Source organism: Permianibacter fluminis (assembly GCF_013179735.1).
Lineage (GTDB): Bacteria > Pseudomonadota > Gammaproteobacteria > Enterobacterales > Permianibacteraceae > Permianibacter > Permianibacter fluminis.
Genome location: NZ_JABMEG010000001.1, coordinates 1 through 26,534, shown reverse-complemented (window position 1 = coordinate 26,534; position 26,534 = coordinate 1). Strand labels below are relative to the sequence as shown.

General features: G+C 56.2%; 25 protein-coding genes and 1 pseudogene. 14 read left to right on the top strand and 12 right to left on the bottom strand.

The genetic code is table 11. The annotated features are described in order from the left end of the window. Nucleotides 1–175: 175 nt before the first annotated feature. Together HPT27_RS00125 and HPT27_RS00120 are read right to left on the bottom strand one after the other, a co-directional pair. Complete coding sequence (locus HPT27_RS00125; protein ID WP_172237196.1) at nt 176–832, bottom strand: hypothetical protein; 657 nt, start codon at nt 830–832, stop codon at nt 176–178. A 108-nt stretch (nt 833–940) separates the two neighbouring features. Further along, nucleotides 941–1,699, bottom strand: coding sequence for a substrate-binding periplasmic protein (locus HPT27_RS00120; protein WP_172237194.1), 759 nt, complete (start codon nt 1,697–1,699; stop codon nt 941–943). 138 nt (nt 1,700–1,837) lie between these two features. Between HPT27_RS00120 and HPT27_RS00115 the strand changes: the two genes are divergently transcribed. Both HPT27_RS00115 and HPT27_RS00110 read left to right on the top strand, forming a co-directional pair. Beyond that, complete coding sequence (locus HPT27_RS00115; RefSeq protein WP_172237192.1) at nt 1,838–2,407, top strand: TIGR00645 family protein; 570 nt, start codon at nt 1,838–1,840, stop codon at nt 2,405–2,407. A 217-nt stretch (nt 2,408–2,624) separates the two neighbouring features. After that, nucleotides 2,625–4,343, top strand: a complete 1,719-nt coding sequence (locus HPT27_RS00110) for a cation:proton antiporter domain-containing protein (protein ID WP_328819739.1) — start codon at nt 2,625–2,627, stop codon at nt 4,341–4,343. A gap of 87 nt (nt 4,344–4,430) precedes the next feature. On the opposite strand, the gene HPT27_RS00105 is transcribed toward HPT27_RS00110, so the two are convergent. From HPT27_RS00105 to HPT27_RS00090, 4 genes are all read right to left on the bottom strand, one after another. Then, entirely contained in the window at nt 4,431–5,459 is a 1,029-nt protein-coding gene (locus tag HPT27_RS00105; RefSeq protein WP_172237190.1) for a serine/threonine protein kinase, read from the bottom strand. After that, nucleotides 5,435–6,763, bottom strand: a complete 1,329-nt coding sequence (locus HPT27_RS00100) for an MATE family efflux transporter (protein ID WP_172237188.1) — start codon at nt 6,761–6,763, stop codon at nt 5,435–5,437. The genes HPT27_RS00105 and HPT27_RS00100 overlap by 25 nt, the downstream gene beginning before the upstream one ends. A gap of 116 nt (nt 6,764–6,879) precedes the next feature. Then, nucleotides 6,880–7,737, bottom strand: coding sequence for a class I SAM-dependent methyltransferase (locus HPT27_RS00095; RefSeq protein ID WP_172237186.1), 858 nt, complete (start codon nt 7,735–7,737; stop codon nt 6,880–6,882). 125 nt (nt 7,738–7,862) lie between these two features. After that, entirely contained in the window at nt 7,863–8,612 is a 750-nt protein-coding gene (locus HPT27_RS00090) for a ComF family protein (protein WP_172237184.1), read from the bottom strand. Between the two features lie 119 nt (nt 8,613–8,731). Here HPT27_RS00090 and bioB point away from each other — a divergent pair, with 119 nt between their 5' ends. From bioB to HPT27_RS00045, 9 genes are all read left to right on the top strand, one after another. Next, nucleotides 8,732–9,790 (top strand): biotin synthase BioB, encoded by a 1,059-nt coding sequence (bioB, locus tag HPT27_RS00085; protein WP_172237182.1) that lies wholly within the window; start codon nt 8,732–8,734, stop codon nt 9,788–9,790. A gap of 281 nt (nt 9,791–10,071) precedes the next feature. After that, nucleotides 10,072–11,238 (top strand): 8-amino-7-oxononanoate synthase, encoded by a 1,167-nt coding sequence (gene bioF, locus HPT27_RS00080; RefSeq protein ID WP_172237181.1) that lies wholly within the window; start codon nt 10,072–10,074, stop codon nt 11,236–11,238. Nucleotides 11,239–11,331: 93 nt separating this feature from the next. Further along, on the top strand, nt 11,332–12,102 hold the full coding sequence (gene bioH / locus HPT27_RS00075; protein ID WP_172237179.1) for a pimeloyl-ACP methyl ester esterase BioH: 771 nt from the start codon (nt 11,332–11,334) through the stop codon (nt 12,100–12,102). Next, complete coding sequence (gene bioC / locus HPT27_RS00070) at nt 12,095–13,018, top strand: malonyl-ACP O-methyltransferase BioC (protein ID WP_172237178.1); 924 nt, start codon at nt 12,095–12,097, stop codon at nt 13,016–13,018. The genes bioH and bioC overlap by 8 nt, the downstream gene beginning before the upstream one ends. Before the next feature lie 264 nt (nt 13,019–13,282). Further along, nucleotides 13,283–13,957: a dethiobiotin synthase gene (gene bioD / locus HPT27_RS00065; protein WP_172237177.1), complete on the top strand. Its 675-nt coding sequence runs from the start codon at nt 13,283–13,285 to the stop codon at nt 13,955–13,957. Between the two features lie 181 nt (nt 13,958–14,138). Next, nucleotides 14,139–14,390 (top strand): flagellar biosynthesis protein FlgE, encoded by a 252-nt coding sequence (locus HPT27_RS00060; RefSeq protein WP_172237176.1) that lies wholly within the window; start codon nt 14,139–14,141, stop codon nt 14,388–14,390. A gap of 15 nt (nt 14,391–14,405) precedes the next feature. Then, nucleotides 14,406–15,404 (top strand): putative metalloprotease CJM1_0395 family protein, encoded by a 999-nt coding sequence (locus tag HPT27_RS00055; RefSeq protein WP_172237175.1) that lies wholly within the window; start codon nt 14,406–14,408, stop codon nt 15,402–15,404. A 131-nt stretch (nt 15,405–15,535) separates the two neighbouring features. After that, the gene (locus HPT27_RS00050) at nt 15,536–16,426 is read left to right on the top strand and encodes a Dam family site-specific DNA-(adenine-N6)-methyltransferase (protein WP_172237174.1); all 891 of its coding nucleotides are present in this window, start codon (nt 15,536–15,538) and stop codon (nt 16,424–16,426) included. Nucleotides 16,427–16,493: 67 nt separating this feature from the next. After that, complete coding sequence (locus tag HPT27_RS00045; protein ID WP_172237173.1) at nt 16,494–16,700, top strand: hypothetical protein; 207 nt, start codon at nt 16,494–16,496, stop codon at nt 16,698–16,700. A gap of 207 nt (nt 16,701–16,907) precedes the next feature. Here the strand turns inward: HPT27_RS00045 and HPT27_RS00040 are convergent, their stop codons facing one another. The 6 genes from HPT27_RS00040 to HPT27_RS00020 all read right to left on the bottom strand — a co-directional run bounded on the left by HPT27_RS00040 (nt 16,908) and on the right by HPT27_RS00020 (nt 24,214). Then, entirely contained in the window at nt 16,908–17,882 is a 975-nt protein-coding gene (locus HPT27_RS00040) for a PHA/PHB synthase family protein (protein ID WP_328820704.1), read from the bottom strand. Nucleotides 17,883–17,927: 45 nt separating this feature from the next. Further along, nucleotides 17,928–18,203 (bottom strand): hypothetical protein, encoded by a 276-nt coding sequence (locus tag HPT27_RS19040; RefSeq protein WP_211197788.1) that lies wholly within the window; start codon nt 18,201–18,203, stop codon nt 17,928–17,930. Between the two features lie 7 nt (nt 18,204–18,210). Then, on the bottom strand, nt 18,211–18,777 hold the full coding sequence (locus tag HPT27_RS00035; RefSeq protein WP_172237172.1) for a hypothetical protein: 567 nt from the start codon (nt 18,775–18,777) through the stop codon (nt 18,211–18,213). Nucleotides 18,778–18,787: 10 nt separating this feature from the next. Next, the gene (locus HPT27_RS00030; RefSeq protein WP_172237170.1) at nt 18,788–21,397 is read right to left on the bottom strand and encodes an RHS repeat domain-containing protein; all 2,610 of its coding nucleotides are present in this window, start codon (nt 21,395–21,397) and stop codon (nt 18,788–18,790) included. 19 nt (nt 21,398–21,416) lie between these two features. Next, nucleotides 21,417–23,372, bottom strand: a complete 1,956-nt coding sequence (locus HPT27_RS00025; protein WP_172237168.1) for a hypothetical protein — start codon at nt 23,370–23,372, stop codon at nt 21,417–21,419. Between the two features lie 95 nt (nt 23,373–23,467). Further along, nucleotides 23,468–24,214 (bottom strand): RHS repeat domain-containing protein, encoded by a 747-nt coding sequence (locus tag HPT27_RS00020; protein ID WP_172237166.1) that lies wholly within the window; start codon nt 24,212–24,214, stop codon nt 23,468–23,470. 1,115 nt (nt 24,215–25,329) lie between these two features. Between HPT27_RS00020 and HPT27_RS19435 the strand changes: the two are divergent. The 3 genes and pseudogenes from HPT27_RS19435 to HPT27_RS00005 form a co-directional block, all read left to right on the top strand. Further along, nucleotides 25,330–25,590, top strand: a pseudogene (locus HPT27_RS19435) (DNA adenine methylase); the annotation flags it as partial. 41 nt (nt 25,591–25,631) lie between these two features. After that, nucleotides 25,632–26,123 (top strand): hypothetical protein, encoded by a 492-nt coding sequence (locus tag HPT27_RS00010; protein ID WP_172237164.1) that lies wholly within the window; start codon nt 25,632–25,634, stop codon nt 26,121–26,123. Nucleotides 26,124–26,186: 63 nt separating this feature from the next. Continuing rightward, the gene (locus tag HPT27_RS00005; protein ID WP_172237162.1) at nt 26,187–26,390 is read left to right on the top strand and encodes a hypothetical protein; all 204 of its coding nucleotides are present in this window, start codon (nt 26,187–26,189) and stop codon (nt 26,388–26,390) included. Nucleotides 26,391–26,534: the final 144 nt, after the last annotated feature.

Genomic DNA, 26,534 nt, shown 5'->3' with positions numbered 1-26,534 from the left:
CAGGGCGCAGTTGCCTGCGCCCTGGACAGACCCGACGTGAGGAACCCTCATTACCCACATCGGATTTGCTCGTCTAGCAAACGCGATTCCGTCCGCAATTGCAGTGCACAATTACCCTTGTCAGGGCCCTGCAATTACCCGCCGACAGTTGTCATCACGGTCGCCGGTTCGCGCCTTACCAGTCGCCCAGAATCGCGCCGATCACGATGCCGGCAGCAATGGCGTCACCAAAGTGGTGGTAATGGCAACCGGCGTGAATATGCACACCGCCGTGGAAATAGAACGGGTCGTAAAAGTGGCTGTAATAATCGCCGCGCAGCCGGTAGTGACGGTAATGGCCGTAGCCGTCATTGAAGTAAATCACCCGGCGCGGTGCTGACGAGTAGTAGTAATAGGTGTCGCGGCTGTCGTAGTCGCGGTAGTGGTGGTGATCGCGATCGTTCCAGTCGCGGTTGTCACGCCAGTCCCGGCGATCATCCCAGTCGCGGCCGCGGTGATCATGATCGGCATGGCGATCCCGGTCATTGCGCTCCCGGCTGTTGCTGTCGCGCCAGTTGCGCTGATCGGCATCGGTGTCGCGCCAATTGCCCAAGGCATCACGACCGCGGTCGCGGTTATCGCTGTAGTTGTGATCGTTATTGCGGTCACCTGTGCGGTCACCACTGTCGCGGCGGCCGTCGTCCCGGTATTGCCGGTCCGAGGCGCCGCTGTTGCGGCCTTGTTCGCTATAGACGGCATTGCCACGACCGCGCTCATCTTGCCGGTCGCGGGCGTCAGCGAGGCCGGCGTTGACCAGCAGCAGGGCGGCCAGTGTCAGGGTCAGGGTGCGCATGATTCAGACTCCTTGTGATTGCCGGGCGAACCTGAGTTCGCACCGTTGCCGCCATGCTGAGCCCGGGCAACTGAATCCGGCCTGAATCGTGCCGCACCGGCCAAGGCGCTATTTCTTCCAGTCCTTCAGCCCGTATTTGCCGAGAATCGTGGCCAGCTTGCCGCTGCTGCGCAGTTGCCGGATGCCGTCAGTCAGCAGCTTGGCGTAATCCTTGGAGCTGGGCTTGGCCGGGCTGCAGGCGATGTACATTTCAGTCGGTTCGCCAAACAGGCCGGCTTGCTCGATTTGGCCGGTCAGGCCCATTTCCTTGATTTTGGCTTCGGCCACATAGACCGACTCCAGTGTGGTCACGGCGCGCCCGGCCAGCAGTTTCTTCAGATTCTGCTCCAGCGCATTGTCGCCGCTGACCGACTGAATACCGGTCGGATTGGCTTTGGCAAAGGCTTCGAACTCGTCGCCATAGGCATACCCGCCGATGACCGCAACGCTGGTGCCCTTGAGGCTGTCGAGACTGCCGCCGTAATGCCAGGCCTGACCTTTCTTGACGAAAAAGGCCTGCACATCCATGCCGTAGGGCTCATCGGGGAAAACAAAGTCCGGGGTGTCGTCTTTGTAGGCACCAATCACGCAGTCAAATTTGCCGGCCCGGGTTTCTGCCACCGCCCGCTCCCAGGGCAGGGTCTGGTAGTTGACGGTGTGGCCGCCGGCTTTCAGTGCCTCTTGGGCGATTTCGACCATGAAGCCGGGGTTGGCGGCGCCCGGCTCACCGTTCATCGGATACCAGACATCGGCGCGCAAGCTGACCTCGGCGGCGTGACTGGCCCCGGCCAGCGCCACCGCGGACAGGAAAATGACAAGACGAGACATGGGCAAACTCCTGACGTTCAGGGAGAGCCTTAAGCGTAGTCGGGCTGACGTCGACGGCAAGTGCGGAGTGTTAAACCCGGGCGGCGGCGGCTGCTACAATCCCGGGCCATTGTTCAAGCTCTGCAGGAGAAGCTGGTAGTGGAACGTTTGATTGAGCGCAGCATGTATGCCAGTCGCTGGTTGCTGGCACCGATCTATCTGGGCCTGTCGCTGGCGTTGATAGCGCTGGCCGTGAAATTTTTTCAGGAGCTGATCCACGTCGCCCCGGAACTGCTGAGCAAAAGCGAAAGTGATCTGGTGCTGATTGTCCTGGCCCTGGTCGACATGGCGCTGATTGGCGGCTTGCTGGTCATGGTGATGTTTTCCGGATATGAGAATTTTGTTTCGAAGCTCGAAACCGAAGGCTCGGAGAAGCTGGAATGGATGGGCAAGCTCGATGCCAGCACGCTGAAGCAGAAAGTGGCGGCCTCCATTGTGGCGATTTCCTCCATTCATCTGCTGCAGAAATTTATCGGCGTTGAAAGTGTCTATGCCCAGCGGGTCAAATCGCTGCGCGACCAAGGCATCGAACTGACGCCTGAAATCCTCAAACAAGCCTCCGAGCAATCCAGCGACATGCTGATGTGGTTTGTCATCATCCACATGACCTTTGTGGCGTCGGCTTTCGGTATGGGTTATCTGGACAAGATGACCAAATCGGCACATTGAGCTGGCGGCAGTGGATGGGGCATCGGGGTTGTTGCCCGCTACGGACAGATTCGATGTGCATCACCGTATCATCGCATCACAGCATGGCAGGCCGTACTGATACGGCCTGCCGCAGTTTTCGTTAAACCGTTTTCGTTGCTGCTCTTCATGAGCGTTGCTCCAGCCTGACAACCGTCTGACCTGAAAACAGATCAGCCTGAGAACAGGAGTTGCCATCGTGGAACACACGCTCATCGCGACCATTGCGCTCAGCTTTCTGTTCGCTTTTGTTGCCGGTCTGCTGGCAGTACGGATCGGTTTGCCGCCATTGGTCGGTTATCTACTGGCCGGGGTCGCGGTCGGTCCGCACACGCCTGGCTTTGTTGCCGACATTTCGCTGGCCCAGCAATTGTCCGAAATTGGCGTCATCCTGCTGATGTTCGGCGTTGGCCTGCATTTCTCTTTTCGCGATCTGCTGAAGATGCGTCACATCGCGCTGCCGGGCGCGGTGCTGCAAATCCTGGCGGCAACGGCAATGGGCGCGGCCTTGGCGCATTGGTGGGGCTGGGATACGCCGGCGGCCATCTTGTTCGGTTTGTCGCTGTCGGTGGCCAGCACGGTGGTGCTGCTGCGCGGGCTGGAAGAGCACAAAGTTCTCAACACGGTGCACGGCCGCATCGCGGTCGGTTGGCTGGTGGTTGAAGATCTGGTCATGGTGCTGGCGCTGGTGATGTTGCCGGCGCTCGATGCGCTGAAAGGTGGCGACAATCTGCTCAGCAACAGCGGCTTCTGGTTGTCGCTGGGTTTGGTGCTGGTCAAGGTCAGCGTCTTTTCGGCCGTGATGATCGTCGCTGGCGCCAAGGTGGTGCCGTGGCTGTTGCAACTGGTGGTCAAAACCGATTCGCGCGAATTGTTCACGCTGGCGGTCATCGCGGTCGCGCTCGGCATTGCCTACGCGGCCGCAACGCTGTTTGGGGTGTCATTCGCGCTGGGGGCGTTTCTGGCCGGCGTTGTGATCAACGGTTCGCACATCAGTCACCGTGCTGCGGCCAACGCCTTGCCGTTTCAGGATGCCTTCGCGGTGTTGTTCTTTGTTGCTGTCGGCATGCTGTTCGACCCCAGCGTGCTGCTGAACAGTCCCTGGCATGTGCTGGCGGCAGTGGCCATCATTCTGATCGGCAAGTCGCTGGTGGCGTTTGTGATTGTGCTGGCGTTCAAATATCCGCTGGTTACCGCGTTGACGGTGTCGGCGGGTCTGGCCCAGATCGGCGAGTTTTCGTTCATACTCGCCAGCCTTGGCATGCTGCATGGATTGCTGCCGGTTGAAGGCCAGAACATCATTCTGGCCAGCGCGCTGATTTCCATCACACTCAATCCGCTGACCTTCCGTTCGATCAAACCGATTCTGGCCGTGATCGAAAAAAATCCGCGCTGGGCAGCGCGCTTCAATCGCAATCAGGACAAGCTTGCTGCACCCGCCACCGAACTCGGCCAGCAGCACATGCATGATCATGTGGTGCTGATTGGCTTTGGCCGGGTTGGTCGGCGCATCGGCGCCCAGCTCGATGCGATGCAGTTGCCGTATCTGGTCATCGAACACGACCGTCATTTTGTCGAGACGCTGCGCAAACGGCAGCTGCCGGTCATTTACGGTGACGCTTCGTTGCCAGGCATACTCGAACATGCCGAATTATCCCAAGCCCGCATTCTGGTGATTACCACGCCGGAGCGGTTCCAGACCCGGCGGGTGATTGAGCTGGCCCGGCAACTGAATCCGGACATCGACATCATTGTCCGGACGCACCATGACGACGAGTATCAGCACCTGAAAGACATGGGCATCGACAGCGTGGTGATGGGCGAGCGCGAACTGGCACAGCGAATGGGCGAAGAGATCGGCCGGCGTTTGCACGTCTTGCCAACGGCGAGTGCTGAGCAAATGAGTGAATCGGCTTAAGCGCAGTGGCCAGGTGTTGAGAGAAGAGTTGAGAGAGCCGTTGAGCTAGCCGTTGAGAAAGACACGGTGCGGCGTTGAACAGCCAACTCAACCATCGGCTTGGCAGCTGTCCCGAATGGCGTCACACTGCACGCGCAGCATGCTGATTTGGCCGGCAAAGTAACTGTCGCCGCCAAACCACGGGAAATGACGCGGAAAGGTCGGATCGCCCCAACGCTGGGCCAGCCAGCCACCGTATTGCACCAATCGCAAACCGCGGAACACTTCTGCCAATTGCCATTCGCGCCAATCGAAGTCGCAGAAGTTTTCATATTCGGCAATCAACAAGGCGCGTTCACTGGCCGTGTGCGCCAGCATCCACAAATCCTGCACCGCCGGCGCTGTCCGGCAATCATCAAAGTCGATCAGCAGCACGCCATCGCCGGTCCACAGAATATTGCCCGGATGCAGATCGCCGTGGCAGCGTTGCCAGTTGACATCGTGCAGGCGCTGCAACTGCTGTTCACACGCGGCCAACACCTGTTCGGCGGCCGTTTGATAGGACTGCGCGAGATGGCCGGGCAGCAGCGGACTGGCCATCGTTGCCGCCAACGCCGGTCGGGCAAACTGGAGCACATCCAAACGTTCGCGGCAGCGGAATTGTTTTTGCTGGGCGACGGCATGCAGACGACCGGCAGTACGGCCCATGATCGCCAGCTGCTCTTCGTTGCCGGTTTCAAACGGTCGACCGCCGCGCTGCGGAAACACGGCGAAGGAAAAACCGTTGGCGGTGAACAGGCTGATGCCATCGCGTTTGATCGGCGCGATGACCGGGATATCGGTGTCGGCGAGCTCGAACAGAAAATCATGCTCTTCCTGAATCTGCTCGGGGCGCCAGCGCTGCGGTCGATAGAATTTGACCACGAACCGGTTGTTGCTCGAACCCGATACCGTTGCCGACGCCGACTCATCGCGAAAACTGTAGACCCGGTTTTCGAAACTGTTCAGCGGTTGCAGCGCGGCTTCCGGCAGCCAGCCAGCCGCCTCCAGGGCCGATAAAATGGCATCCGGTGTCAGCGCAGCGTAGGCGTGCGTGTGCTCGCCGTCGTCGTTCAATTCAGTTTGATCGTGGTCCATCGCTTGCGCCGCCAGAGCCAGATGAACACGCCGGTCTGGAAGGCGCGGTAACCAACATAAATGGACCAGATCATCAGCAGCCCCATGCCGAGCACCGGGCCGCTCCAGTAAGCCAGCGGCAAAAACACCAGCCATTGCAAACCGAGCGTCACCGCCATGGTGCTGAGCGTGGCGCCAGCACCTTGCATGCTGTTGAACAGCACGGTGCCGACCGCATCGAGAAACAAACCGACGGCGACCAGCCGCAGCGGCATCACCCCGAGTTCGGCGATGGCCGGATCCGCAATGAACAGGTGCATGATCATCGGCGCGAAGATGAACATCGGCACCGCAATGATGAACACGACGATCAGCGCCAGCTTGGCGACATCCCAGCCCCAGCGATAAGCATCATCACAATCCTTGCGGCCGAGTGCCTGGCCAACCAGTGTTGCCGCTGACAAACCAAACGCCAGACAAGGCAGAAATGCGACCAGCAGTGTGTTGGTCAGCACGTTGGCGACGGCAAGCTCGCCGGTGCCAACCTGACCGACAATCCAGAACAGCACGGTGAAGCCGAGCGAAAAGAAAAATTGCTGGGCGCAGGCAGGCACCGACACCTTGATGATCATGCCGACCGTTTCCCAGCGCGGCAGCGAGGCGAGGAAACCGTATTGGCGGGTATGCGTCCAGGCGTAGGCGAAATACATCAGCGTGCCGAGATAGAGCGAGATGGTGGTGCCAAGACCGGCACCGAAGGTGCCCAGCGCCGGCAAACCGAAGTGACCGAAAATCAGCACATAGTTGATGCCGATGTTGATCGTGTGCATGACCAGCAAGGTCATGAAATAAAACCGGGTGAGTTTGATCGCGCTCCAGTAAGCGCGGAAGGAAAAGTTCATGCCCATCGCCGCGATGCCGGCGATACGCGCCTGCAGATACGGCGTGCCTTGTTCGGCAACGGCCGGATCCTTGGTCAGCAACGAGACGATCCACGGTGCGCACAAAATCAGGATGATCGCCAGCGGAATGGCCGACATGGCAATCATCAGCAGCGAACCGTTCAGTGGCCGCGCCGCGATATCGTGCCGGCCTTCGCCCATCCGGCGCGCGACCATGGCCTGCACACCGGCCGACAGGCCAATGAACGCCGCCGCCAGCAGCCAGTTGACGTAACTGGTGATGCCAATCGCCGCGACGGCGGTCGGGCCGAGTCGCCCCACCATGTACATGTCGACCAGATTCAGCACGTTTTGGGAAATCATGCCGCCCATCACAGGCAGGGTCAGATGCAGGATTTGCTGCGAACGGTCGCGATTCAGCACGGTGGTTCTGCGCTACTCAAAAGTGTGGCGGTCACCGGAATGAACGCCAAAAAAGACCGGCCATGCAGACCGGTCGGCTGGACGGATTCTAGCACTGTGGCCGCGCTGGCTGCGGGCTATTGCGGCCGCTTGAAGCGCAGCACAAAGCGGTCGGTCTGGAACCGGATGCGCGGGTCGAAACTGGACAGGCTGCGATCATCCTGCGGATTGCGCAGGGCGTCACTGGCACCGTCAAAGCGGAAGCCGACTTGTTCCAGATCCCGGCGCAGTGTGCTTTCCTCGATGCGGTGCAGCGGTTTGCTGTCCTGGCTGCCGCGGTTCGTGCTGGCGCTGTGATCGATCACGGCCAGCACGCCACCCGGTTTCAGCGCCTGAAACAGTTTTTTGAACAGCGCGGGCCGATCCATGGCGGGCCAGCCCTCTTCGGGATTGGCGTAATAAGTGTCGTGCAGGGCCATGCTGGTCAGGATCAGGTCATAGTGGTTGCTGGCCAATTGCAGTTCGTCGACTTCGACATCGATTCGCTGGACATTGGCCAGCCGGTTGTTGTGCAGCCGCGCGGCCAGTTGATCGCCGACCCAGTCGAGATAGGCTTTGTTATTGAAGGCATCGACGCGGCCACTGGCGCCGACCGTGTGCGCCAGCAGCTCGCTGTAATAGCCACCACCGGCGAAGACATCGAGCACGATCTGGCCCGGCTTGACCTGAAAAAATTCCAGCATCGCTTCCGGCTTGCGATAGAGATCGGCTTTGCGGTCGGCATCACTGCGCAGCGGATTGGCAATTGCTTGGGTGATCGTCGGTGCCGGAGTGATCGCCGGAGCGATGACAGGCGGAACCACAGCCGGATGCGTGCTGCTGTCGGCCGCCAGACTGCGCGGGCTGGTTAGGGCAACGGCAACCACGGCAACTAGGACAAACACCAGACTGGATCGGATCGGTTTCGGCAGCAGACGATTCAGAACACGGTGCATGGCGCGCCTCCCTGGCAAGTGACGGCCGAGTATAGCGAGCACCGATGTTGCGACGGCAGCGGCAAAATTACCGCCATCCGGCGGCGACATTTCACGGTGCAAGCGCTCACGCTGGCGTGTGCAACTCAAACGGTGCGGGCCAAGCACCAGACCGTGATCTCGCTGACGCCGGCGGCGCGCAAACATTTCGCCAGGGTCAGCACCGTGGCGCCGGTGGTCAGCACATCGTCGACAATCGCGACGTGCGCCGGCAGCGGCGCCCGCACCGCAAACGCCTTGCGCAGATTGCGCCGACGCTGCAGCGCCGACAGGCCAATCTGATCGGCGGTGTCCAGACAGCGTTCAACGGCATGACTGAGCAGTGGCCGCGCCAACAGCCGGGCCAGCGGCTTGGCCAGCTCAGCCGCCTGGTTGTAGCCGCGCTGGCGCAGCCGGCGTGGATGCAGCGGCACCGGCACGATGGCATCGGGCAGCGAGAAGGCTCTGGTGTCGGTCCCGGTGTCGGTATCGGCGTGAGTCATGGGTGTTTGGCGAAAGACGGTCTGGCTAATTCCTGTCTGATCAAGGACCGTTTGGGCGAGCAGATCGGCCAATGCCGCGCCGGCGGCCAAATCGCGATGAAACTTGAAGGCGCTGACCAACCCTCCGACCGGCGCCTGATAGCGCAGTGCACAGAGGCTGCGATCAACCGGCGATGGCCGCCGCAGACAGGGGCCGCAAAGCGCGCCAGCGGCGATCGGCAAGGGCAGGGCGCAGCGCCGGCAGGCATGGCCGAGCCAAGGCAGATCCGCCCGGCAGACCGCGCACAGACCGGCGGTATCGCCAACCGGGCAGCGACACAGCGGACACAGGGCTTCCAGCCACTTGTAAACCATATGACTCCATTCCGGTTGACAGCTATCCTTGGCCGGCTATGATGCCGCCAGCTTTTGTGGGGGCTTTGGCCGGAGCCGATCGGAGCCGCCACCCCGCCGACTTTACCCGGAGACATCCCATGGGCCAACTTATCGACCGGCTGTTGACCGGCGCCATCCGTCACGACTGGTCGCTGGCCGAGGTCGAGCAGGTGTTCAACCTGCCATTCAACGATCTGCTGTTCGTTGCCCAGAGCCTGCATCGCCGTCATTTCAATCCGAATCAGGTGCAGACCTCGACGCTGTTGTCGATCAAGACCGGCGCCTGCCCGGAAGACTGCGCCTACTGCCCGCAAAGCGGCCACTACGACACCAGCCTGTCGAAAGAACAGCTGATGGCCATTGAAGACGTGATCACCCGCGCCAAAGAAGCCAAAGAAACCGGCGCCACCCGCTTTTGCATGGGTGCTGCCTGGCGCAGCCCGCGCGAAAAAGATTTCGTCGTCGTGCTGGAAATGATCAAGGCAGTGAAATCGCTTGGTCTGGAAAGCTGCGTTACGCTCGGCATGCTCAGCGATGATCAGGCTCAGCGCCTGAAAGAAGCCGGCCTCGATTACTACAACCACAATCTCGATACCTCGCCGGAGTACTACGGCAAGATCATCACCACCCGCACCTACGAAGATCGGCTGAACACGCTGCAGCACGTGCGCGATGCCGGCATTAACGTTTGCGCTGGCGGCATTGTCGGCATGGGCGAAACCCAAAACGATCGGCTCGGCCTGCTGCGCGAGCTGGCCAACCTGCCCGAGCATCCGCAAAGTGTGCCGATCAACATGCTGGTTGCCGTCAAAGGCACGCCACTGGAACACACCGACAAACTCGACTGGCTCGAATTCGTCCGCACCATCGCCACTGCCCGCATCATGATGCCAAGCTCGTACGTGCGCCTGTCCGCTGGCCGCGAAGCGATGAGCGAAGAAATGCAGTCGCTCTGTTTCAATGCCGGCGCCAACTCGATTTTCTACGGCGAAAAACTGCTGACCACCGGCAACCCGGAAGCGGATCGGGATCGGGCGCTGTTCGCCAAGCTCGGTATTCAGCAAGAGCAGCGAGAGTTCGTGGAAGACGAGCACTTTGAACTGCCGAAGGCCAAAGACGAATCAGCGCTCTATCACGACGCTTGTTCAACGCACTGATAGCGTTTTGGTGTCATCCCCGCAAAAGCGGGGATCTCCCTAGGTAACGTTTGGTTCCATGGAGATTCCCGCTTTCGCGGGAATGACGGTGATATGCAAGATAGTCCAGTCGAGTTCGACAACATCAGCTCCCTCCCCTGCGAGGGGGGTGAGGATGGGGTTTCAAATTCGTCACAGTTGACGAATTTGCCATACGAACGCCACCAATTCTGTTGGTGGCTGGACGGGCCGGGGTGGGGAATCGCCGCTCCGACCTAGAATTTCTCGCTGGAGCTGAAATCATGAAATCCTTCCTCTCCAGTGCCCTCACCGAACGCCGCCAAAACGATCTGCTGCGCGTGCGCCGCATCATCGATTCGCCGACTGGCGTCAAAGTCCGACTCGGTGCTCGTGAACTCGTCAACTTCAGCAGCAACGATTATCTCGGCCACAGCAATCACCCGGCGGTCGTGGCGGCCACCCGGGCGGCGCTCGACAAATACGGTCTCGGCAGCGGCGCTTCGCATTTGATCACCGGCCACAGTCGCGAACACGAGGCGCTCGAAGAAGAACTGGCAGCATTTACCGGCCGCGAAGCCGCGCTGTGTTTTTCCACCGGGTTCATGGCCAATCTTGGCATCATCACGGCACTGGTCGGTGATGGCGACGCCGTGTTCGAAGACAAGCTCAATCATGCCTCGCTGCTCGATGGTGGCCTGGCATCCGGCGCGCATTTTGTCCGCTATCGGCACAAAAACTGTGATGCGCTCAATGACAAGCTCAGTGGCTCGCTGGCGGCGCACAAACTGGTGGTCACCGACGCGGTATTCAGCATGGATGGCGATCTGGCGCCATTGCCGGAGCTGGTGCGCATCAGCGCCGAGCAAAATGCCTGGCTGATGGTCGATGATGCGCACGGTTTTGGTGTGCTCGGTGAGCGTGGCGCCGGCGCGCTGGAACATTTCGGTTTGCCTGCCGAGCAGGTGCCGATTTACATGGCGACGCTGGGCAAGGCGCTCGGCACCTTCGGCGCGTTTGTCGCCGGCAGCCGCGATCTGATCGAATACCTGATCCAGTTTTCCCGGCCCTATATCTACACCACGGCCATGCCGGCCGCTGTCGCGGCCGCCACCCGCGCCAGCCTCACGCTGCTGCAAAGCGAAAGCTGGCGGCGCGAGCGTTTGCGTCAGCATATTGCACTGTTCAAGGCCTGCGCCCGCGCACACGAACTGAATCTGATGCCGTCGGACACCGCCATTCAACCGCTGCTGGTGGGTGATGCCGGTCAGGCGTTGGCGCTGAGCCGGGCGCTGGAAGCTCGCGGCTTTCTGGTCAGCGCGATTCGGCCACCAACGGTGCCACCGAATACCGCTCGGCTACGTATCACGCTCAGTGCCGCGCACGACGAGCGCGATATTCGCGAGCTGGTCGATGTGTTGGCGGAATTACTGACCAAACAGGACATGTAGGAGCGGCGGTGTGACCCGCATGGATGTGGGGAATCCCATGATGTGCAGGGAGCCACACACGGCGCCGCGATGTCACTTTTTAATGAGAGCGTAATGTCATTGCCGTTTGCTGAAACTGTCGGAGAAGGTCCGGAGCTGGTGCTGTTGCACGGCTGGGGTCTGCACGCCGGCATTTATGAACCGATCCGCGCCGAACTGACCGCGCAGTTTCGGGTGACCTTTGTCGATTTGCCCGGCTTCGGTCGCAGTGCGGCACCGACGGAGCCGTACAGCTTGACTATGTTGCGTGATCAGGTGCTTTCGGTGGCGCCAGCAAAAGCGCATTACCTCGGCTGGTCGCTCGGTGGTCTGGTCGCAACGCAGATAGCAATCGATGCCCCGGCACGAGTCAACAAACTGATTACCTTGTGCAGCAATCCGCGCTTTCTGCAGGGCGACGACTGGCCGCATGCCATGAAGCCGGAGGTGCTCGACACCTTCACCCGTTCGCTGGAACAGGATTATCAGGCAACACTGCTGCGCTTTCTGGCGATTTCGTCAATGGGCTCGGAAACCCAGAAAGACGATCTGAAACAGCTGAAAGAGCGGTTGTTTATTTACGGCACGCCATCGACCGACGCGCTGCGCGGCGGTCTGGCCTTGCTGCACGATGCCGATGTCCGTTCGCGCCTGCACGAGATCCAGTTGCCGTTCCTGCGTCTGTACGGTCAGCTTGATGCGCTGGTGCCAGCGAAAGTGGCGGCTGATGTCCAGGCCTTGTCGCCTCGAAGCGAACAGCATGTGTTCAGGCATGCCAGCCATGCGCCGTTTCTGTCGCATAAACGCGACTTTATTGATGTGGTAACCGGGTGGCTGCGTGACTAAATCGTCTTCATCAACGGCGCCAAATTTCAACGACAACGATCGATATGCGCTGCAGAAGCGCGCGATTGCGGCGTCGTTCAGTGCGGCAGCGGCCAGTTATGATGCCAATGCCTTTCTGCAGCAGGAGGTCGGCAAGCGTCTGCTGGAGCGGCTTGATTTCATGAAGCTGAGCCCGCAGCGAATTTTGGATATTGGCTCGGGCACCGGCGCGTGCACTCGCGCCTTGCAAAAACGTTATCCGAAAGCGCGGGTATTCGGCGTCGATTTGGCCTTTGGCATGGCCGCAGCAGCGCAGCGTCGGCGCGGCTGGTTTGCCAAAGAACAGTATCTGTGCGCTGACGCCGAAAGTTTGCCGTTTGCGTCCGACTCGATTGATCTGGTGGTGTCCAATCTGGCGTTTCAGTGGCTGGCCAACCCGGAGCCGGCATTTGCCGAAATTCAACGGGTATTGAAGCCGAGCGGCTTGCTGCTGTTCGCCAGTTTCGGGCCGGATACTTTGAAAGAATTGCGTGCCGCGTGGGCGCAGGTCGATGACCGCATTCACGTCAACCGGTTTATGGACATGCACGATGTCGGTGACGCCATGGTGCGGGCGCGCCTCGCCGATCCGGTCATGGACATGGAAAATCTGGTCCTGACCTACAAGGACGTGCCGGTATTGCTGCGCGAGCTGAAAGGCATCGGCGCGCACAATATCAATGCCGGTCGTTCACATGCCCTGACCACGCCGGCGCAATTGAAACAGATGATGGCGGCGTACGAAAGCTTCCGGCGCAATGATGGCCAGGTGCCGGCGACCTGGGAAGTGGTCTACGGCCATGCCTGGGGCACGGAAGTGCGCGCACGCCCGACCGGATTGGCGAACGAGTTCGCGATGCCGCTCAGCGAGATCCCGATTCGGCGCAAGCAACCGTAAGGTGTTGTCAGCGGTGCGTGTTGAACGCGTTTGCGCGAGTCGTTAGTGGGCAGTTAGTGAGAGCCGCATGCGAAAGCCTTTTGTGGGAGCGGCTTTAGCCGCGATAGCGATGCAGGCAAGAAAAATCTATCGCGGCTGAAGCCGCTCCCACATGAAATCAATCGACTCAATGTAGGAGCGAGCTTGCTCGCGATGTTGTTCTTGAATGGATAAAGACAATCGCGGGCAAGCCCGCTCCTACAAAAGACGTTCGAGCTGAGACCGATGCAGATGAAAACCTATTTTGTTACCGGCACTGACACCGAAGTCGGCAAAACCTACTGCACGGTTGCGCTGACGCGGGCGCTGCGCGCGGCCGGCCGAACGGTGTCGGTTTTGAAGCCGGTCGCATCCGGTTGTGAAGCTATCGACGGCGTCTGGCAAAACGACGATGCCCGCGCGTTGCGCGCGGCGGCGGAAAACGATCAGGATTACGCCAGCGTCAATCCGCTCGCACTGGTCCCGGCCATCGCGCCGCACATCGCCGCGCAGGAAGCCGGCGTCGAGTTGTCGGTGGCGCGTTTGCTGCAACTCACTGCGGACACCCGCCAGCGCCGCGATGATGTGTTGCTCATCGAAGGCGCCGGTGGTTTTCTGGTGCCGCTCAATGACCACGAAAGCTATGCCGATTTCGTTCAGGCGCTGCAGGTGCCGGTGATTTTGGTGGTCGGCATGCGGCTTGGCTGCATCAACCATGCGCTGCTGACTGCCGAGGCCATTCGCGCCCGCGGCCTGACCCTGACCGGCTGGATCGCCAACTCACCGCAGCCCGAGATGAACCGCTACCGGGAAAACCTGGCCAGTCTGCAACAACAGCTGCCAGCACCCTGTCTGGGCACGATTGCCTGGCTGGAGCCGTACCCGGCGAGGCAGCTGGTCGCTGACCGGCTGACCGGCTGACCGCTGGCGCCAGCTGACCGGCGGTAAGGCCGGGCTGAACTGCGGTAGCTGCGGTTGGTCAAAAAACGAGCTATCATGGCGCTGCCTGCGTCCTGTTGGTCGTTGGTCGTCATCCTCGACAGGCAAGTCGTCCCGTACCGTGTTCTGCTGAACACCTGGTTGTCGTCGTAAGGAGCTGCGTATGGAAATTTCATCATCACTTGCCCGGCCGGCATCCGCCTTTGCTTCTGGCGTGGAGGGTTTTCAGCGTGCCACCCAGCGCGCCGAAGAAGCGTCCGAGCAGATCGCCCAGGCGGGCACGACCAAACCGGAGCAGGATCTGGTCAAGCCGCTGGTCGAGCTCAAGCAAGCCGAACAGCAGGCCGGCGCCTCCGCCAAGGTCATCGAAACCGCGGACAAGGTCCTCGGCAGCCTGCTGGATGTTCGAGCCTGATATGGTCGCGCCGCCATGTTGACCGTTGCGGCTCCCCTGAATTCATTGCCGCCGGTGGCCCAGCCGCAGCTGGAAGCCATCCGGCGCGATAACGCCCGTTTCGAACCCATCCCCGAACCGACCGGCACCGGTGCCGGCAGTCGCAGTCGCGCCGAAGCCGACGATTACGACCGCAACCGCACTGGCATCGAAACCCGTGACGCCGCCCAGCGCAGCGACACCGGTCGGCCGGACGCCGCCCGTGCCGATACCGGCAGCCCGACCGCCGCCAACCGGCAGGACGCCGGTACCCGGGTCGACCCCGACGGCCGCAACAACCAGAACCCGCAAGGCTCGGCCCAGCAGGATGCACGCGAGCGCAGCCAGCAGCAGGAAATCCAGCAGGAAGTCGGCCAGCTGAAATCGCGCGACCGCGAGGTGCGGGCGCACGAAGCCGCGCACGCCTCGGTCGGCGGCCAGTACGCCGGCACGCCGTTCTTCCAGTATCAGAAAGGTCCGGATGGCCGCCGCTATGCCGTCGGTGGCGAAGTCAGCATTGATGTCAGCACGGTGCCGGACAACCCGCAGGCGACTATTCGCAAGCTGGAAACGGTCCGGGCCGCCGCCTTGGCGCCAGCCGACCCGTCGGCGCAAGACCGCCAAGTTGCAGCGCGGGCGACCGCGCTCATTGCCGAGGCGCGCCGTCAGCTGGCCATTCAGCTGCAGGCCGAATCGGGCAGTGGCGTTGACAGCAGCGGCAAAACCACGCTGGCCAGTGACAGCGCGACCAGCGCGGTGTTTGGTGATGACGCCGGCGCTGACTCATTGGCGAGCCCGGCCTCCGCGGCGGAGCCTAGCGGCCTGACGGTGTACCGCGATGCGCCGCTGCGCAGTCCCTGCCCGATATGCAGCAAGCCGCATCTGAGCCCGATCAGCAGCAGCGCCAACCTCGCCAGCAATTTCTCGTTGACCGATCGCCTGCGCACGCTCGGCGTTACCGATTATTTCGCCCGCGATTTCCGCGCCAGTGCCTGAACGGCGCCCATTGATCAAAGTTTGATCAATCAAGCGTCAGAACCGATCTGCCGTTGATCGGGCCGCTGCTGAATTTCCCGATCAACTCCCTTACACTGCCGGCGTTCCCTCTCGTCCGGTTGCCTGTGCCCGTGTCCGTCGTCCGCCTCGTTGTTGCTAATTCAGCAGCCAATCCGACTGCCAAGCCACTCGCCAAAGCGGCGCCGAAGCAGCGGCCGTTTCTGAAATGGGCCGGCGGCAAATTCCGGGTGCTGCCGCATATCCTGCTGGCCTTGCCGCCGGGCAAGCGCTTGATCGAGCCATTCGTCGGTTCCGGCGCGGTGTTTCTCAATACCGAATTCGATGCGTACCGGCTGGCCGATATCAATCCGGATCTGATCGGGCTGTATCAAACCTTGCAAAGCCAGGGCGATGCGTTCATCGACTACGCCCAGCGTTGGTTCACCGCCAGGAACAATTCCGCCGAACGCTATTACGCGCTGCGGGAAAAATTCAACAAGCTGGATATCGATAGAGAAAAAGATCGGCGGGAAAAAGCGGCGCTGTTTCTGTACCTGAACCGGCATGGCTACAACGGTCTATGCCGTTACAACAGTGACGGCGGCTTCAACGTGCCATTCGGCAAATTCAAGGCACCGTATTTTCCGGCCGACGAAATGCGGGCGTTTCACCAGAAAAGTCAGCGCGCCGAATTTGTCTGCGCCGATTTTCGCGCCGTGCTGAAAGCGGCCAAAAAAAGCGATGTCGTTTACTGTGATCCGCCGTACGTACCGCTGACTGCCACCGCCAGCTTCACCGCCTACGCCCGCTCGGCCTTCGGCCCAACCGAACAATTCGATCTCGCCGCCGCCGCCGACAGCCTGCGCCGCAAAAAGGTACCGGTGCTGATTTCCAATCACGACACCCCGATCACCCGGGAGCTGTATCAATCCGCCGAACTGACCGCCTTCCCGGTCCGCCGCTTCATCAGCTGCAACGGCACCCGCCGCAACAATGCCAGTGAGTTGTTGGCGCGGTACTAGTGCTCTGCCACGGTATTGTCATTTGACTGCGCTATAGCCATGACAGGTCCTTCATCGGGAGTCTGTCATGAGCATCGTGATGTGCCGTTTCAATCCCAGCAATCTGCAACATGTCACCATCGTCAACGCCGCGATTGCGCTGGCGGATGGCAAGCACCGTGGCCGGATAAGTAGCGCGCGGGCTGCGCTCAGTGATAACGGTATTGAATTGATGCGGCCTGAAGATGATGCCCGGCTGGAACGGCTGGTGATTGATTTGAGTGAGTGGCGGTGATCGTTCACGTAGTTGGCGTAGTCTCGTAAATTACCCCACCCCCAGCCCTCCCCTTGACAGGGGAGGGAGCCTAGAGCCCTGTAGGGGACCTCGCTCAGTACTTTACGGGGAAGGAGCTCATTATGGGGAGAGTGCGGCACTCCTTCCCCTGTGAAGGGGGAGGCCGGGAGGGGGTAGTGAATTACGCGACGTTGTCAGCTCTTTCGATCACACTTTCACTTTCACATAACTGCCCGGCGCCGGTTCCAGCGCTTGTTCAATTTGCCGTGCCGGCACCAGCTCTTTGCTGTCCTGCGTAACCCAGTCATGCCAGTCGCGCCACCATGAGCCGGAGTGCTGTTTTGCCTCGGCTTGCCAGAGCAGCGGGTCTTTCGGCAGTTCGTCGTTGGTTTGATAACCGTATTTGTCGCTGCCATCCGGATTGATCACGCCAGCGATATGGCCGGAGCCGCCGAGCACGAAGCGGACCGGGCCGCTGTGCAGCAGCGCGCCTTTGTAGGTCGCTGTCCACAGCGCGATGTGGTCCTGTTCGGTCGAGAGAAAATAGACCGGCGTCTTGATCTTGCGGATATCGATCGGGGTGTCGAGCAGGGTGATGCCGTTTGCATCCTTGAAGCGGTTGTGCAGATACATGTTGCGCAGATAAAAGCTGTGCATCTTGCTTGGCAGGTTGGTCGCGTCGCAGTTCCAGTACAGCAAGTCAAACGCCATCGGGCTCTTGCCGAGCAGGTAGTTGTTGACCCAGTAACTCCAGATCAAATCGTTTTCGCGCAGGGAATTGAACGCGGTCGCCATGTTGCGGCCGTTGAACACGCCTTCTTTTGCCATTTGCGCGTCGAGCAGATCGAGCTGTTGCTCGTCGATATAAACGCCGATCTCGCCCGGCTCGGAAAAATCGATCAGCGTTGCCATATAGGTGGCGCGAGCAATCGGGTTTTTCTTTTTCGGTTGCTGTTCGGCTTGGGCCGCGAAGTAGGCGAGCGTGCTGGCCAGCAGCGTACCGCCGAGGCAATAGCCCATGGCGTTCAGTTCTTTCTCGCCGGTGATTTTCTGCACTGCGGCGATGGCGGCCAGCGTGCCGTCGGTCAGGTAATCGTCAAAGCCTTTGTCCTTGTGCGCGGCGCCCGGATTGACCCAGGAGATCACAAACACGGTGTGGCCCTGGGCAACGGCCCAGCGCACCAACGAGTTCTGCGGCCGCAAATCCAGAATGTAGAACTTGTTGATTCACGGCGGAATGATCAGCAGCGGCCGCTTGTGCACTTTTTCGGTAGTCGGAGTGTATTGAATCAGCTGGATCAAATCGTTTTGATACACCACGGCGCCCGGCGTTGCCGCGACATTGACGCCCGGCGTGAAGGCATCGAGATCGGTCATTCTGATGTTCAGGCGGCCGCCGCCACGCACGGTGTCTTCCAGATAATGAGCTACGCCACGCAGCCAATTCTGCCAAAGAGTAGAGCTGGCTGCGATTTTGGTTGATATCTCGCATGTCCTGTGCAATCCATGGCTATGGATCTATATCATCCTTTTGTCGTTCAGAAAAAAGCCCTCGTTCGCCATCAAGGAAGTACTCCATCTTTGCTTCTTTAGAAAGTTGTGAAAATTTTAAAATTCCCCTTTCTTTTGAATAAGAAGCCATAATCGAGACGCCCCCTTTGCTGCAGGTAAATTCCGCCACTCTTTTAGAATCTTCAATTTCACCAATCAAGCGACAATCAATTCCTTTGAGATGCCACGAAGAGCTATTAAGGACTCTTGGCATAACAACATTGAAATACCCGAATACACAATGAAAATCGACATTTGAGCAACTTTGATTCGATCCACCTATATCTGTATACCGGCAGTCCCTATGTTTCAAATAGCTTTCGCCGACGATGCTGTAAAGTTCTAAGTTTCGGTTGAATACCAGCAACATATTCTCCCGACCTTTTTCTCTGTATATGCTTTCATCTTCCAAAGCATTGCAACTAATCGGAACTCCAGCTTGGTGTGTTTGCGGCGCCACCACTTCGAAGGCACAGCACCAAGCCGAATACGACACAACTGCGAGAAAAAAAAGACAGTGCTTCATGGTCTGCCACCTAATTTAAATTTGGATCGGCAAAAAGGGCATCTCCAGCACCTTTGTAGGGGGTCTGGTGATCGGTTTGGAACTCGCTCCAGTTTTGATTCCACTGTGGAAGCATAACGGCTTCATCGGGGAGCCCATGGAATCCTTCGTGGATAAATGTTTTGGTCAACTCACGGCTAATGTCGGTTTTGCCACCACTTCTGTTGAAGACCAAGGCATTGTCGAAAATCGTCATCTGAATGTTGCCCATATTGCCGTTGGTCTGAAGAGCGCCGCCACCTGTCTGTGCTCTAGTATCAGGAGTAGGTGGCTTGTTGGAGCCAGTAACATTTGCCTTTATCAGAACATTGGCGACCTGCCTTGCCGTCACCGTCATAGTTCCGCTTAAGCCTGTTTTATTGTTTGTTACTGTTATGGTTTGCTTCGCATTCGGATGATACATCAGCCGGTTCACCGCTCGCGTATAGGACCGTTCCATCGATCGGACCTGCTTTGGCGTCAATCCATTCACATTATCTACCGTGCAGGTGTAGCCCTGGTTTACTCCAGTCCCGACGCAGGTCTTACCGGTTGGGTCAACCCTATTAACTGGGTCATTCCCCACGTATGCATAGAGATTCATGTCATCTTTGTAGCCGACGGGGTCTGTTTGAAGGAAGCGGCCCAACTTTGGAGAATACATTCGCGCCTTGTAGTAATAGAGGTTCAATTCCTTAAGCCAAGCCTGGCCAGTAAACCCAAACCTATCCACATTTCCCGCTCCCGGATTGCCAAAGTTGTCGTAACTGAGTGAGGCAAGCAGCGAGCCATCGGAACTTGCATGAGCGACTATGCTCCCCTGATGGTTGGCATACAAAAAACGCCAATTCGTCTTTCCTGTAGCTGAACCATTGTATTGCAAAAGAGGCGTATCTACCCCGACGCCATGAACATACCGCTTAGTCATCGCCCCGCTACTGCCATATTCAGCAACTAATGCGCTGCCATCATACAGAAAACTGGTTTTAAGACCATTTACTATTGTTTCGTATAGACGGCCGAGCGGGTCGTACTTCAAGGTTGCACTCTGCAACCCACTTACACCTACCAGACGATTTTCAGCATCATATTGATAAGTCAGAGTGCCGTCATTCTTCAAATTCCCTGCTGAATCATAGGTGTAGATCTGACCAGCGATTGATGAGTACTGATTCAATCCATTTGACACATAAGCCGCATTCTGCACGACGGAATCATTGAAGTAGTACTTTCCGTTACTTAGTGTTTGCTGCGTAATTTGATTTGCCGGGTTATAGCTGAAGCCATATGACACATCAGATTCGAGGTTCTTCAAGTCGTGTGACAGTGAGGTCAGTCTGATAGCGTTTTCGTAATCAAACTGAGTCTTGCTGGAATACGTTTGATTCGCAGAATCATAGTTTCTGAAGATCGCGTCAGGCATGCCGGATTTTTTATATGTCATCTTCGCGATTACTGAAGATATCTCATCCACCTCATAAGGTCGATTCAGTTGGTCAAACCTATAAATAATTTGCAAAGAATCTCCGTGAACAATTTTCGTTCTATTTCCATTATTGTCATAACCGTAATTCAATACTCGATTAACGCCGCCCAATGACGAGGCTGTTGATATTACGCGTCCAAACCCGTCAACTGTGTTTGTCACCCCCTCACCTGTTTGGCTACCAAATCTAGCGTATAACGAATTTCCTCGAAGATCATAATCGTAATATGTATCGGGGATATACACGTTGCCGGCTGCGTCAAAATCCTTAAAAATTAGTCGGTTATTGTTATCATAGGTATAATTAATACTTGCACCGTTGCGCTTGCGTTCAAAGGCCAAATTCCCGTTTGCGTCGTAACTATAGTGTTCATAATCATTAGAATTGGCCGTACCCAGGACGGATGCGGATGGATAGTATCTGTCGCTAAGTCGATTAAAATCATCGTATTCCAGTTGAGTTCTGTTGCCATTTGCATCCGTTTGATAGTGCAAGATATTGGTGTAGTCAAAGTACTCATTAACCACATAGGTTTGCTCAATCGCCGTGCCAACCGCTCTTTTCTCGGTTAATATCTGGTCAAAGCCGTTGTAGGTATATTTGCTAACTCGATCTGGGCCATCTACGCCTTCAACACCCAGCAAGCATGCGTTAGGCAGATTCTTGAGCACCAAATTACTCTTATTCATTCGTACTGCTTTACAGAGAACTCGACTGTCTTGGTCATAGCTGTACTGTACCGCTGAAATGCCTACAGTTCCGTCAAATGATTTTTCAAATACCTTTCGTCCGAAGTCGTCATATGACGTTTGACTGGATCTACTAACCAGAAAAGCGTAGCCAAATGCTTCCCAGTCTTTTGGGGCAATTGACTCGCTGGGAAAACTGCTAAGAGTCCCCATCTCCACTTTCGAAAGAACGCCTGAATAATATGTATACCTTGTGGCCAGATACTCGAAAGGCGCCTGTCCGTCTGCATCCGGCATTATTTCCGCGGTCTTTTGCCCGCTAAGATCGTAACGGTATGCAAGCATGTTGTTTTGCGCGGTCTGTTCTGCATGTACATTTGCACAAGCGCATGCGAAGAGAGCTGCCGAAAATTTGGAGACATTCATTCTCTACACCTCAACCGGCTCAATTACAGACGCTTAAATTTGAATTCGGCGATGTTTCACCAATCCGATTCCCATAAATGTCGTATTGGTAGCAAATCGTAAGAGTTTTGTTCTCTCTCTGCGAATATACCGACTTTGACGTCATCAACAGATTGTCATTGTTGTACTCAAAGCTCGTCACCAATTCATCGTTTAATTCACAATTTGTCGAAGCGTAGTTACTATTTTCACATCTCCGCTCTGCAACGCGGAGCCATATGGGCGAGCCGCTGACTCTCGCTCCGTTTGTGGAGTAGTAATACGCTGGCTTTTGCTCATATTCGTATCGTATTTCGGCAATCTTGCCGTTTTTATCTGCTGGCGACTTTACCGACTCAACCTGTCCTGAGGGTTGATGGTATGTGTAGCTTGTAACGTTTCCTCTTGCATCACGCTGCCAGACAGGTTTATTACAATACTTGTAATTACTAGAGTCGCAAGCAACTGGGAATTGTGCCTGCATATAGACTTCGGTTGCTTTCCCTTTATTCAATATTATCTTTGTGAGATTTCCGCGTGTATATTCATAATCTTCAGAAGGCCCCTTATTTCTGCTAAACTTTTTTGGTGCGTTGAAAAACGAACCCTCGTAGCTCATTGTTCCAGATGTAGTCGAGGCGCTAACAAGCGTAAATGGGAATATTGTCTTGGCCATTCGAACTTGCGTTATTTCCCCACCGCCGCTGTTTGTAACTGTGCCGTAGGTGTTTTCATAATTTACCGTGTAGTGATGCACGTCCGAATCATTTTTCTTGGCGCTATAAATTTGTCCAGCTTCCGCGACCAGCTGCATGGAACCAGCAACTCCGAGGTCGCTGCCATGACCAATGCCCATCATGTCAAAGAAGTCATCGCAGACATTTTTGTATTCGTACTTAAATGCCGCCTGACTAGCGTAGGGTGGCTTTATCTCGACCAGGCGCGGAGAGGTTCTTTCGTTTAGTGCGTAAGTGTGATTTGACCCAGCACCTTGCAAGCCACAGTAGTGAAGATCATAGGCTTTGAATTTGTACTCCGTTACTTCCCCAAGCCCGTTTGCAACGGAAAATATATTTGTCCCGAAATACATGGCTCTAGGCATTCCAGCCGGCCAATTGAATGTGGCTCTAGGCCAATCTTTCGTCAGGAAGCACCCGCCAGAATTCAGATTACAATTCTCAATTGCAGCATTAATGGCATACACATATTTCGGATTGTAGTACGACCAAGTTTCAGGTTGCGCGAGCGGAGCATAAACCGGCATCACGCCCGGGTCTGAATACGGGCGAGTGTCGATTTCATACTTATACAGCAGCTCAAAGCCGGTATTTGTTGTTACCGCGCGATAACTAACGTTGCCAAATTCCTTACGAGCGCCTATGTCGTAACGAAGGCCCGTCGGGAATATCACGCTCTCCAGCTCTGCTCCAAGCATAGGATAAAACTTATATCTAGACTTCGTTCCATTTGGCTTCGTCCATTCCAGATAGGTATTGTTGTCGGTAAATTTCAGAGAATTTCGTGGGTCTGACAGCGCCTCAAACGCATAAGTTGGCTTCAGCTCCGAAAATCGCGTGACAACATTTCCATTTTCTCTAACGATAAAATCCGTACTCCCTTCGAAATCGCTGAAGCGCATTGCATCTAAAACGTAGCCGTATCCCTGAATATAGACATTTTGATTACTGCCCTGACTGCCTATGTATACGTAGCTCGCTTTTGTATTTAGGAACTTGTCCCGGTATCCGCGATATCCAGTTATTTCGAAATTGTTTGTGGCTGTGGAAATGCTGTGTGATATTCCGTTTTCTCCACCAATCGAAACGGTGTTAAGTGATTGAACGACTTGTGTGCTAGCTACATTAACTCCGTACTCGTCTTGCATGATTATCTTTTGCGCAGCAAATTCGGCTGCATTCGCTGACGCGCAGGACAGCAAAACGCCTGGGATAAGCATTCTAGCCTTCATAATCTAATTGCCCCGAAATAAAGTTAAGTGTTGAAAATGCCGATCGTTGATTCAACGATCGTCTAGCAGCTTCTTACCATTTTCTACTGCGAAACGGATTGGCTTGTTCGATTTCCGACTGCGTCATAGGTGACGCCTTGCGTCCGCCCTGTCGTTTCTTGAGAGGATGTCAGTCGACCCAATGCATCATATGAGAGTGTTTGTGTGACCGGGCCTGTTGGCGGATTGGGTCTGACATTGACTGTAACTGATGAGCTGGCAGAGGCGCCGGCGTTGCTACACGTAAGCGTGTATTTGGTTGTATTGACAATATTTGAGTATGTTTTTGATCCGCTTGGCAGCGAAACCCCAGCGCCATTGATTGAGCAAGCGGTTGCATTACTGCTGATGTAATTTAAAGTAACAGACGCGCCAGGATCGATTTGTGTCGCATTTGCTGAGAGCGATAAGGTTGGCGGTACCGATATTGAGACGACAATTGCAGTACCTGCTCTGTAGGCGCTGCACACGTCAACACAGGCTCGAACCCGATAGTAATAGGTCCCACTTGCCTTTCCTGAAAACGATTTTTGCTGCAAGCTACCCGACCAAATTGTTGCAATCAGCGTGTAGCCTGCACTTCCAACTTGCTCGTACAACTCATAGTAATCAGCAGGGGAGCCTGCCTCCCAACTAACCGTATAATTCCCACTGGATGACGTTGCAGGATAGGAAATTGACGATGGTATTCCGCCGCGGATTGGCTCCTCCGGATCGATAATAATGGCTGCGAATGCAGCCAAACCAAAACAGAGCAGTACGGCGAGGTATTTCACGTTTCTTTGTGGCATGGAATCAACACCCTAAATTTGACATGGCATGGTGAAAGTCATTTTTTTAAAAGTAGCCGACGAATTCCCCGCGTTTGTTATCTCATTTCCGCATTCTGAAGTGATGAGGTAAAGCTCGCTGTCGACTGACTGGCTTCATCAATTACTTTCTCACTTCGGCGGGCATTTCGAGTGTTATGTTTAAAGTTGGAAATGCCTTGAACACCAACATATTCGTTCAGACTTTTGGTCATCATGCTTGTCTGCTGGTGAGACCTCGAATTCTCTTGGGAAAGTCTGAAGGTCGGTCGCGCCCAGGTTGAAAGAAGGGTGAAAACCAATCCGCGGACCACGGCAGGTAGAAAATCTTTGTATTCTGCGTTGTCGACCGGTTCGGTTCTTTATTCGGCCAGAAGCGCGCTCTGTCACCGCAGGGGAGGCATTTCTACCATGTGTCGCAAAGTAAAGTGCCGGATAAATGAACAATATATATACCGGACTCATCGATTGCATCCTTTCCATAAGCCATGCATTGCGTCATAGCCTCTTTCCCATCCCTGATAGTTGCCGTGTTAGTAGTGGTCACGGCTATTCAGGCGATGCACTACATGCGCATCAGGTTTGGTCAATTGGTATCATCTAACTGACTACGTCGTCAAGCTTTCCGCGCTGCGACATTAATTTCACCTGCTTGTAGAGGAAATGAGTTATATATTCCTGAATCTCGCTTTTGCTAAGAAAATCGCCTGACTCAACTCTCTCAACTAGTTCTATGCCTTTGGATTTGAAGTATTCAAAATGGTATTTCGCTTGGTAGGCGTAAGTCAGTGCCGTTCTGAACGTCGAGAAGTCACGCAAATGCGCGGAAAGCCACAAGCATCGCGGCAATCCGTAATTCGTTTCTGTCAAATCACAACACAGTTCGTTGTTGAAATTTCGGTAGCTTTCAACGCTGCAGTACATTTCGAGGTTGTACTTGTATAGTGAGATGGTTTCCGGCGTATGGCATTTAAAAATTTTGGCGAGCAATAGCTTCGCTTCAAAATATGAATGCTTTATAGTCAAAAAGCCTCGCTGCATTGAGGCGGTTAGGTAATGCATTACAGATAATATGTCCGTTCTAATACTGTGATCCGCCGTACGTACCGCTGACTGCCACCGCCAGCTTCACCGCCTACGCCCGCTCGGCCTTCGGCCCAACCGAACAATTCGATCTCGCCGCCGCCGCCGACAGCCTGCGCCGCAAAAAGGTACCGGTGCTGATTTCCAATCACGACACCCCGATCACCCGGGAGCTGTATCAATCCGCCGAACTGACCGCCTTCCCGGTCCGCCGCTTCATCAGCTGCAACGGCACCCGCCGCAACAATGCCAGTGAGTTGTTGGCGCGGTACTAGCAAATGGCCATGAGCAGTTTATAAAAAAAGGAAGTTCTGTAATGGAAAATACTGCTGACCACAAATTTTGGCGAGATGGTCCCACGACACGGCAGCGGCTGATATTTGCATTGATGTGGATGATCGTCATTGTGGGACTTATCAGCTGGGGAATATTCGCAATTTACAAGAAAACGCAGCAACTTCCGGAAGAACTTGCCAAGGCGGCAGCTGACATTAATCGCGATCTACCTCAAGTAATCTCCGAAGGTTTGGAGTTTACTTCCGCTTCGGCCAGTGACCGTGAGCTGACCTTACTCTTCACAATGAATGCTTCTGATACTGAAGCCATCGAGAGTTTGGCTAGTCTTTCGGAGGATGATGTAGCGGCTGGGTTCTGCGACGAACAGATGAGCAAATCGCTGATGATGTTTGGGGGCAGTATTCGCGCCACATACAAATCGACTGATGGCGAGCTTATCAGCTCTGTCTTGATAGATAGAGACGGATGTGAACGTTATAGAAAGAAAGTGAAGCTGAAAGCGCCAGTGTAATCCTGCTGTCATCAAGTTGCGCTATTTGACTCTCACAGGCTATGTGGCTTTGGGAGTACGAGCGTGAACAATTTGACCCGTTTCAACCCCAGCAATTTGCAACATGTCACCATCGTCAACGCCGCGATTGCGCTGGCGGATGGCAAGCACCGTGGCCGGATAAGTAGCGCGCGGGCTGCGCTCAGTGATAACGGTATTGAATTGATGCGGCCGGAAGATGATGCCCGGCTGGAACGGCTGGTGATTGATTTGAGTGAGTGGCGGTGATCGTTCACGTAGTTGGCGTAGTCTCGTAAATTACCCCACCCCCAGCCCTCCCCTTGACAGGGGAGGGAGCCTAGAGCCCTGTAGGGGACCTCGCTCAGTACTTTACGGGGAAGGAGCTCATTATGGGGAGAGTGCGGCACTCCT

Excerpts from the sequence above, each read along its gene's own strand:
- HPT27_RS00125 (WP_172237196.1), bottom strand. The coding sequence starts at position 832 with ATGCGCACCCTGACCCTGACACTGGCCGCCCTGCTGCTGGTCAACGCC.
- HPT27_RS00120 (WP_172237194.1), bottom strand. The coding sequence starts at position 1,699 with ATGTCTCGTCTTGTCATTTTCCTGTCCGCGGTGGCGCTGGCCGGGGCC.
- HPT27_RS00105 (WP_172237190.1), bottom strand. The coding sequence starts at position 5,459 with ATGGACCACGATCAAACTGAATTGAACGACGACGGCGAGCACACGCAC.
- HPT27_RS00095 (WP_172237186.1), bottom strand. The coding sequence starts at position 7,737 with ATGCACCGTGTTCTGAATCGTCTGCTGCCGAAACCGATCCGATCCAGT.
- HPT27_RS00090 (WP_172237184.1), bottom strand. The coding sequence starts at position 8,612 with ATGGTTTACAAGTGGCTGGAAGCCCTGTGTCCGCTGTGTCGCTGCCCG.
- bioB (WP_172237182.1), top strand. The coding sequence starts at position 8,732 with ATGGGCCAACTTATCGACCGGCTGTTGACCGGCGCCATCCGTCACGAC.
- bioF (WP_172237181.1), top strand. The coding sequence starts at position 10,072 with ATGAAATCCTTCCTCTCCAGTGCCCTCACCGAACGCCGCCAAAACGAT.
- bioH (WP_172237179.1), top strand. The coding sequence starts at position 11,332 with ATGTCATTGCCGTTTGCTGAAACTGTCGGAGAAGGTCCGGAGCTGGTG.
- bioD (WP_172237177.1), top strand. The coding sequence starts at position 13,283 with ATGCAGATGAAAACCTATTTTGTTACCGGCACTGACACCGAAGTCGGC.
- HPT27_RS00060 (WP_172237176.1), top strand. The coding sequence starts at position 14,139 with ATGGAAATTTCATCATCACTTGCCCGGCCGGCATCCGCCTTTGCTTCT.
- HPT27_RS00055 (WP_172237175.1), top strand. The coding sequence starts at position 14,406 with ATGTTGACCGTTGCGGCTCCCCTGAATTCATTGCCGCCGGTGGCCCAG.
- HPT27_RS00045 (WP_172237173.1), top strand. The coding sequence starts at position 16,494 with ATGAGCATCGTGATGTGCCGTTTCAATCCCAGCAATCTGCAACATGTC.
- HPT27_RS00035 (WP_172237172.1), bottom strand. The coding sequence starts at position 18,777 with ATGAAGCACTGTCTTTTTTTTCTCGCAGTTGTGTCGTATTCGGCTTGG.
- HPT27_RS00030 (WP_172237170.1), bottom strand. The coding sequence starts at position 21,397 with ATGAATGTCTCCAAATTTTCGGCAGCTCTCTTCGCATGCGCTTGTGCA.
- HPT27_RS00025 (WP_172237168.1), bottom strand. The coding sequence starts at position 23,372 with ATGCTTATCCCAGGCGTTTTGCTGTCCTGCGCGTCAGCGAATGCAGCC.
- HPT27_RS00020 (WP_172237166.1), bottom strand. The coding sequence starts at position 24,214 with ATGCCACAAAGAAACGTGAAATACCTCGCCGTACTGCTCTGTTTTGGT.
- HPT27_RS00010 (WP_172237164.1), top strand. The coding sequence starts at position 25,632 with ATGGAAAATACTGCTGACCACAAATTTTGGCGAGATGGTCCCACGACA.